Genomic DNA, 2,358 nt, shown 5'->3' with positions numbered 1-2,358 from the left:
GTGGCCGCGGACAGGATCGCGGAGGCGGCGGCGACCGGCGCCGGGGCGGCGGCGTGCCGCCGCGCGCCGCCCGAGGCCAGGGCGGGCATCGGCTCCCGCGCGGGGGCCTGCGGCTGCCGGTTCCGCTCCAGCGGCTTGGCGGCGCCCTGCTGCGACCCGGCCGCCTGCGGCGCCTGGTCGGCCAGCAGGACCTGCGGCAGCACGATCACCGCCTGGTTGCCGCCGTAGACGTTGCTCTGGAGCTTGACGGTGATGCCGTGCCGCTTGGACAGCTGCGCCACCACGAACAGGCCGATACGGCCGTCCTTCAGCTGCTCGCCGATGTCGAAGCTGTCCGGGCTGGCCAGCAGGTCGTTCATCCGGTCCCGCAGGTCGGCCGACATCACCAGGCCGCGGTCGTCGATCTCGATGGCCAGGCCGGCCGGCACCCGCCCGCCGCGCACCTGCACCACCGTGTCCGGCGGCGAGAAGCTGGCGGCGTTCTCGACCAGCTCGGCCACCAGGTGGACGACGTCGGCGGCGGCGTGCCCGTGCAGCACGCCCTCGATGGGCTGGTGCACCTTGACACGCGCGTAGTGCTCGATCTCGGCCACGGCCTGGCGCAGCATCGTGTAGACGCTGACCGGCTTGCTGATGCGCCGCGGCACCGCGCCGCCGAGCACGGCCAGGCTCTCCACCTGGCGGCGCACGCGGGTGACCAGGTGGTCGACCAGGAACAGGCCCTCCAGCAGCTCGGGGTCCTCCACCTCCCGCTCCAGCGCGTCGAGCTGGGTGAGCGAGCGGGTGACCAGGGTCTGCAGGCGCCGGGCGATGTTGACGAACACCGCCACCTGCTGGCGGGCCGACGCCTCCACCACCGAGGTCTGCGCGGCGTGCACCAGGTCGCCGAGGGCCAGTTCCAGCTCGGCGAGCCGGCCGGCGCCGCCGGGCACCAGCGCCGCCCGCTCGGGCGCCTCGGGGCGCTCGCCGCGGCGTATGCGGGCCATCAGCCGCAGGATGTCGCCCTGGCCCTCGGCGATCACCGACCGCAGGTGGCCGACGCCGTGGCGCAGGACGTCGTCGTCGGCCACGCTGTCCTGCCGCAGCGCCTCGGCCGCCGCGCGGGCGCGGCGGCCGGCGACGCCCAGGACCGCCAGGCCCGCCACGGCCTCGGCGGCCAGCGTGGCGCCGACCGCCTCCGGGCCGGCGTCGTCGGTGGCCAGCAGGGCGGCGGTGCTGCCCGCCGACAGGGCCAGTACGGTCGCCGCGGGCAGCACGGCCTGGCGCACCAGCCGCGCGCGCAGGTTCCCGGCGGCGGCCCGGCCGTGGCGGCGGCCGCCGTTTCGATGCGGAAGCGAAGTCGGTGAAGGCGCCGGGCCCGAGGCGGGGGTCGCGGAGCCCGGTGCCGCCGGGGCCGGTGAGGTCGGCGGGACAGGCGAGGAGGAAGAGCGAAGTTCAGACATCAGCGTCCTCGGTACGGGGGCCGGAGCGGCGGGGGGCCGGTGGGTGCTTCGGCATCGTCCTTACAGGGCAGGGGAGTGGTGCGGTGTCGGTGCGTCAGGCGCGCGGCCCTCCCGGGCGGGTCGGTGGGGTGCCGTGGCTGGTGTCACACGCCGGGCATCGTCGCGCGGCGCGGACATCGCAGTGGTACGGGCGGTACGGGCCGTAGGGCCGATCGCGCGCGCCCGGCCCGCGGGCGGCACCCCGGCTGACCTGGAGCGGCAGTCGGATGCACGGGGCACGGCGCTGTGCCGCGTGCGGCGCACCACGGCCGTGCCCGGTGGAGCGGGCGCGGGGAACAGGTGTCGCACCCCTCAGGCGCACATGACGTCCCGTCCGCCGGGCGCGCTCCGGCCCGAACCGGTCTCCATGGAGACGCAGCGATGCTATTACGGCGCGTCAACAAGGCGAAACCCGGGAGCCGGTCACCCCGAACGGGGGGAGCCATCGGTCCTCGGCGCGGAGGTTGGATGGCCATGGCGACGCTTTCGGGTGGCGGACGGCGGGACGACGGCGAACAGAACCAGCCGGGCGGACCCGGCCGCCAAGGGGTGCGGCGGGGGTGGGGCCGCCTCACACCCTGATGGTTCATTCCCGTCGTTGCCATGGGGTCAGAGGATCGTTTGCCGGTCGTTCGCGGTCGCCGCGCATGACCCGGAAAACGGCTGAAACGGGATCAGTTTCCCGAAAGCCCGCTGCGCCTCCGGGTCCCGGGGCGCCGGACGACCCCGGAACGAGCCGTCCGGGCGGACGGAGCGGCCCCGCGGCGACCCGGCGGCGGCCCGGACGGCACCGCGGGCGACCGGGCGGCGGTCCGCGCGGGCGCGGCGCGACCAGGGCCGGAGGCGCGGGCGGTCTAGGCCGGAGGAGGGCCGCCCG

The 2,358-nt window shown here is 76.5% G+C and carries 1 protein-coding gene; it reads right to left on the bottom strand.

The features are described 5' to 3' along the window. The coding region (locus tag RKE29_RS29390; RefSeq protein WP_312008759.1) for an ATP-binding protein at positions 1 to 1,268 on the bottom strand (1,268 nt) is incomplete at its 3' end. Between the last annotated feature and the right edge of the window lie 1,090 nt (positions 1,269 to 2,358).

The organism is Streptomyces sp. B1866 (assembly GCF_031932565.1).
Lineage (GTDB): Bacteria > Actinomycetota > Actinomycetes > Streptomycetales > Streptomycetaceae > Streptomyces.
The sequence above is the reverse complement of the archived record's forward strand: the minus strand, read 5'-3'. Positions and strand labels throughout refer to the sequence as shown.